The following is a 5,714-nucleotide window of genomic DNA, read 5'->3' as shown; positions in this document are numbered from 1 at the left end:
TGTTCAGGAGAGTTCAGCGTGAATGTATCAGATAGGTTGCCTGGGCCATGTTCACCCAGCCTTCCGCTTTTTCGGGGGGGAGGATCCCGGCAGCAACGCTTCTTTGCACAATTTCAGGCAGTTTCTCATACCCCCGCAGATCCCCCAGGATGATAAACACCACCGATGCATCCGCCACCTTCTGTTGGTTGTAGGCCAGAGATTTGAGGCGCTCTTTGTCTTCCGGGTCGGTGACCGCAACAAACCGCCAGTGCTGAATGTTGAAGGAAGAAGGAGCTTCCGTAGCATAAGCCACCAGCTCTCGGATCTCCGCTTCCGATAAACGGCGGCTGGGATCCAATTTGTCGGCGGAAATGCGCTCTTTCAGGGCAGTTAGGGCGTCCATAGGGATCCTCAAGTGTCGGTAGAAAGGCTGCTCCCCCCAAAGGTAGGGGCAGGATTGGCAAATGGCTATACATTCCGTGTTTAAACGGTCTGCCTTCTTTGTTATCTCCCTTTCATCCGGCCTGTGACAACCGGGTGAGGCGCAAGCTGGGCCCTGACAGAGCAGGCGAGCGGGATCCCTGACGCAAAGGCAGGTATGATAGAGAAACAAATAGGTCTCATCTGGATCGTCAGATTGGTGTGGTTGATGGGGAGAAGCAATTGGTGAACTTCGGTCGGGTGCTGACGGCCATGGTTACCCCCTTTACCGATGAGGGGGAGCTTAACTACGATGAGGCCGCTCGTTTGGCCGATTACTTGGTAACCCACGGCAGCGACGGCCTGGTGGTCTGTGGCACTACGGGCGAGTCTCCCACCCTGACTTGGCAAGAGGAATACGAGCTGTTCCGCGTGGTGCGAGATGCCGTGGCCGGTCGGGCCAAGGTGATTGCCGGCACAGGATCCAACTCCACTCGTGAGGCCGTTGAAGCCACAAAAAAGGCCGCTCAATTGGGTTTAGACGGCTCTTTACAGGTGGTGCCCTACTACAACAAGCCTACCCAGGCCGGCCTTTATGAGCACTTCAAAGCCATTGCTCAAGCCAGTGACCTGCCCATCTTGCTGTACAACATTCCCAGTCGGACAGGGGCCAGTTTACAGCCGGAGACCGTAGCGAAATTGGCAGAATTGGAAACGGTTGTCGCCATCAAAGAAGCCAGTGGTATGATGGATGTAGCTTCGGAAATTCGGCGACTCACTCCCTCGCGTTTTGCCATTTACTCGGGAGATGACTCTTTGACGTTGCCACTCCTATCTTTGGGAGGCAGCGGTGTGGTCAGTGTAGCCAGCCACCTAGTTGGGTTGCAGTTGCAGGAGCTGATCCAGAGCTACATCAGGGGGCAACACGATCAAGCTTTGGCCCACCACCTACGCCTGTTTCCGTTGTTCAAGGTTTTATTCATCGAGACCAACCCAGTTCCGATTAAGGCCGCATTGGAGATGCAGGGTTGGCAAGTGGGTCGGGCGCGCCTTCCCCTAGCGCCTCTACAGCCCAGTTCTCTGCAGGTTTTGCGACAGGTGCTTGAAGAGATGGGCCTACTGGCTGAATCGAAGGGATCCGAACAAATGGCGACGAAAGTTTCATGACTGCATTTTTAGGCTTTGCTTCTGCCATGACCACGGTTTTCAGGGGTTTGCAAGGGGCTCTTTTGTGGCGTTTGACCTGTGGGTAAGTGGCTTTTTCCCCGAAAAGCTCTTTCCCAGCTTGGGAAGCAAATAAGTTGCGGCGGCTGAGTTCAGCTTTCACCCACAGCCTTGTTGGGGATAGCTTGTGCCCATTTCTGTTTTTGTTTTTTTACTGTTGAGGATCTAAACCCATATGCCAACACCACGTTCTTCAGTTGTTCCTCGTTCTGTAACCCCACAATCCACCTCTTCCGTTCAGATGATTCCGCTGGGCGGCGAACGGGAGATCGGCAAAAACACATGGGCCTTCCGCTACGAGGACGACATTATCCTCTTGGATGCCGGTTTGGCTTTTCCCGATGAGAGCATGCACGGCGTGAACATCGTGCTGCCGGACATGACCTACATCAAGCAAAACCGCGACAAAGTGCGGGGGATGGTGGTTACCCACGGCCACGAAGATCACATCGGTGGCATCCCGTATCACCTGCGGGAATTTGATATTCCGGTCATCTACGGCCCCAGATTGGCGCTGGCGCTGCTGGAAGAGAAATTGCGGGAAGTGGGCCTGCTCAACCGCACAGAGCTGCGTCCTGTTGGCCCCCGTGAAATCGTTCCCTTGAGTAAGCACTTTTTTGCCGAATTCATTCGCAACACCCACTCTTTTGCCGATAGCTTTACGGTGGCTCTGCACACGCCTGTGGGCGTCATTATCCAGACCGGCGACTTTAAGATCGACCACACGCCGGTGGATGGGGAGTACTTTGATCTACAGCGGTTGGCCGAACATGGGGAAAAGGGAGTGCTCTGCCTGATCAGCGACTCCACCAACGCTGAAGTGCCGGGGTTCACCCCCTCTGAAGCCTCAGTGGTGCCCGGTCTCACCAAGGCAATTGCGGGAGCCAAGGGACGGGTGATCATCACCACCTTTGCTTCTTCGGTACATCGTCTCAACTTGGTGCTGCAGATTGCCGAACAGCAAGGTCGGGTGGTGTCTCTGCTGGGCCGCTCCATGCTAAACGTGGTGGCTCATGCGCGGCGCTTGGGCTACATCCGCTGCAAGGACGAGACGCTGCAGCCAATGCATGTGATCAACAGCCTGCCGGATGACCGGGTGATCATCCTCACCACCGGATCCCAGGGAGAACCTCTAGCTGCTCTCACCCGCATTGCCAACGGCGAGCACCCGCAGTTGCAAATCAAGCCAGGCGACACGGTGGTGTGGTCGGCCAACCCGATCCCTGGCAACACCATCGCGGTCTCGCGGGTCATTGACAAGCTAATGGAGCTGGGAGCCAATGTCATTTACGGCAAAGACAAGGGCCTGCACGTTTCCGGCCACGGCTGCCAGGAAGACCAAAAGCTGATGATTGCCCTCACCCGCCCCAAGTTCTTTGTCCCCACCCACGGGGAATACCGCATGCTGGTCAAGCACGCCGAAACCGCCATGAGCATGGGGATCCCGCGGGAAAACATTGTAATCATCGACAACGGCGATGTGGTGGAGGTGAACCGGGAGCGCATTGCCATCACGGGCCGCGTCCCCTCTGGCCTGCAGATGATCGCCGCTTCCCACGATGGAGTGGTGATGGATGAGATGATGCAGGAGCGGCAGCAGATCGCCAAAGATGGCATGGTGACGGTGGTGATCAGCCTGGACGGCAGCGGCCAGTTGCTCTGCACCCCGCAGGTGCAAACCTTTGGCTTGGCGGGGGAAGGGAACCAACTCAAGGGATCCGACCTGAAACCCCTTCTGGAGAACACCCTTCGGCAAGCGTGGCCCCAATTTGCTCGCTCGCTGGAGCGGGGCAGCCTGGACATCGACTGGGCCGGCCTCAAGGGCGAAGTGGAGCGGGTGGTGCGTCGTTTCTTGCGAGAACAATTGCCCGGCAGGCCCACGGTGGCGGTTTTTGTGCAATCTCCTGAAGAGGAGTCTGTGTCTTCCCTGAGTGTGGAAACCCAACCGGAGCCGGTGGCAGGTGCTCTGGGCCGGCGGCGGCGTTCCTCGGCAGCGGTAGCTGCTTCCTAAAACTGGCCCGTTCTCCGTGGCTGGATCGTCTAAGCGCCTTTGGGATCCCTTGCCGAGCGCAGGGATCCTTCCTATTGTGCCGGCTTGTATCCATCCGTGAGAAAACTGCGGAGGGCAGACTCTGCCGCCGCATCTGGTTGCAGGGATCCCACCTCGCTAAAGGGAGGGCAGCGGGTTTGGGGAGGGAGCGGTTGCCGAAGGGCGCTCAAGAAGGCATCGGCCAAATCGGCGTAGCCCCGGTCGTTGGGGTGAAAGCCGTCGGCCAGCGGGCCGGGAAAGAAGGACTCGCGTCGGTAGGAGCGGGGATCGCAGAGCAAGTCCACCACTGGGATCCCCTGTTGGCTTAAGGGGTTGATGGCCCGTTGCGTGAGGCCAACCGAGATCAGGGAGAGCAGTTGGCGCACGCTGCTGGGTTGCTGCTGACCCAGAGGAATCAGGGCGAAGTTGGGCAGGTTGGCTACCGCCAGGCGAGCTTGAGGGGCACGGGCACGCACCGCTTGCAGCAGGGTTTGGTAATCGGCGGCGAATTGTCGGATCTGCTGATCGACGAAGGGCAAGGGATCCTCACCTTGGAGAGCCCGTTGAGCCGCCGCCAGAGCGATGGCGTTGGTATCGTTTCCGCCCACCCAAATGGTGATCAGGGTGGCATCGGGGGGAAGGCGCGGCACTTGATCCTGCAGCAAATTGGCCGGGATCCCCTGCCTCAGGGCTTGCATGGCGGGGCTGAGCACCGCTCCCGAGCGGCCCAGGTTGATAAGCTCCACTGGGCCGGGCAGCAAGCGAGCCAGGCGGGGCACATAGCCCGTTCCATTGGGGCAGTCCAGGGGCTCTGAGCGCTGGGGTCGAGTGCCGGCGGCGTTGGCTGGGCCATCACAGGAAATGGAGGCGTTGTAGCCAACGGCATCGCTGGCTCCCAGGGCAACGTAGCGGGTGAGGGTGGGTGGGCTGGGCACAACAGGGGATCCAGAACTGGCAGAGCAGCCGGTTAGCCCCAAACTGAGTATCAAAATCAGCAGGGAGAGGAGGAACACTCAGCTGTCTTGTTGTCTTGGAGTCGAGTTTTCTGGGGTTCGGGTGCTGGCATCCTTTGCAGAGAGAGGCATGGGAAAGCGGGCATAGATAGGGCGAGGCGGGAAGCACCCCCAGACAGGCTAGCCAAGGATCCCAAAATTGGCGAGGTATGGTGGGAGTATGCCGCTACGGTTTTGCAAGTCCCGCACCTACCACGATCCCCTGCATGGCGCCATCAGCCTGAATGGAGGGGACGCGGTTGAGGCTCTGCTCATTCGCCTGATCGATACGCCGTCCTTTCAGCGGCTGCGCCGCATTCGCCAGTTGGACACGGCCTTTTTTACCTTCCACGGGGCAGAGGGATCCCGCTTTACCCATTCGGTGGGGGTGCTGCAGGTAACGCGGCGGCTGTTCGACAAATTGGCCCATCGCCACCCGGAGCTGCGTCCCTATCGGGCGGTAACCTTGGCCTCGGCTCTGCTGCACGACATTGGCCATGCCCCTTTTAGCCATGCCGGGGAAGAGATCTTCGGCTGCCGGCACGAGGTTTGGACGGCCCGCATTCTCCGGGAGGATCCCCAGGTGAGGACGCTGCTGGCGGAGTTTGATTCCCAACTGCCGGCCCAGATGCAGCAAGTGCTGCAGAAGCAGTTTCCCCTGCCGCTGGTGGGGCAACTCATCTCCAGCCAACTGGACTGCGACCGCTTCGATTACCTGATGCGGGATAGCCTGCTCACGGGCGCCCAATACGGCCACCTCGACCTGGATCGCATCCTAACGGTGCTGGATTATGACCCGGAGACGGGATCCCTGTCCATCCCCGCCCGCAAAGGCCTGGGGGCCATCGAGCACTACCTGGTGGTGCGCTATTTCATGTACACCCAGGTGTACCAGCACCCCAAGAGCCTCTGTGCCCGTTTTATCTTGGAGCGGCTATTCAGGCGGGCAGAGGCGCTCCTGCAAAGGGGGGAGATTGAGCTGGATCCCATCCTCAGCGCTTGGTGCTGGGCCTCGCTGGCGGCTCAAAAAGGGGATCCCTTCGAGTTGCCGCTCCCCCTCTACTTGG

General features: G+C 59.0%; 5 protein-coding genes. 3 read left to right on the top strand and 2 right to left on the bottom strand.

Annotated elements, in window-relative coordinates; translation table 11 throughout:
- Window positions 1-13: 13 nt before the first annotated feature.
- Window positions 14-385 carry a nitroreductase family protein gene (locus tag NW856_RS04605; RefSeq protein WP_414399329.1) on the bottom strand — a complete coding sequence of 124 codons (372 nt, stop codon included), beginning with the start codon at window positions 383-385 and terminating at the stop codon, window positions 14-16.
- 263 nt (window positions 386-648) lie between these two features.
- Here NW856_RS04605 and dapA point away from each other — a divergent pair, with 263 nt between their 5' ends.
- Both dapA and NW856_RS04595 read left to right on the top strand, forming a co-directional pair.
- Window positions 649-1,569 (top strand): 4-hydroxy-tetrahydrodipicolinate synthase, encoded by a 921-nt coding sequence (gene dapA, locus NW856_RS04600; RefSeq protein WP_414399330.1) that lies wholly within the window; start codon window positions 649-651, stop codon window positions 1,567-1,569.
- 232 nt (window positions 1,570-1,801) lie between these two features.
- Window positions 1,802-3,637: a ribonuclease J gene (locus NW856_RS04595; protein WP_414399328.1), complete on the top strand. Its 1,836-nt coding sequence runs from the start codon at window positions 1,802-1,804 to the stop codon at window positions 3,635-3,637.
- A gap of 71 nt (window positions 3,638-3,708) precedes the next feature.
- Here the strand turns inward: NW856_RS04595 and NW856_RS04590 are convergent, their stop codons facing one another.
- Complete coding sequence (locus NW856_RS04590; protein WP_414390498.1) at window positions 3,709-4,668, bottom strand: SGNH/GDSL hydrolase family protein; 960 nt, start codon at window positions 4,666-4,668, stop codon at window positions 3,709-3,711.
- A 160-nt stretch (window positions 4,669-4,828) separates the two neighbouring features.
- On the opposite strand from NW856_RS04590, the gene NW856_RS04585 reads away from it, so the two are divergent.
- Window positions 4,829-5,714: HD domain-containing protein (locus NW856_RS04585; RefSeq protein WP_414399327.1), on the top strand; the 886-nt coding region annotated here is incomplete at its 3' end.

The sequence above is a fragment of the Synechococcus sp. R3-13 genome (assembly GCF_047462195.1).
Classification (GTDB): Bacteria; Cyanobacteriota; Cyanobacteriia; order Thermostichales; family Thermostichaceae; genus Thermostichus.
This window is presented reverse-complemented; position numbering and strand designations above follow the sequence as displayed.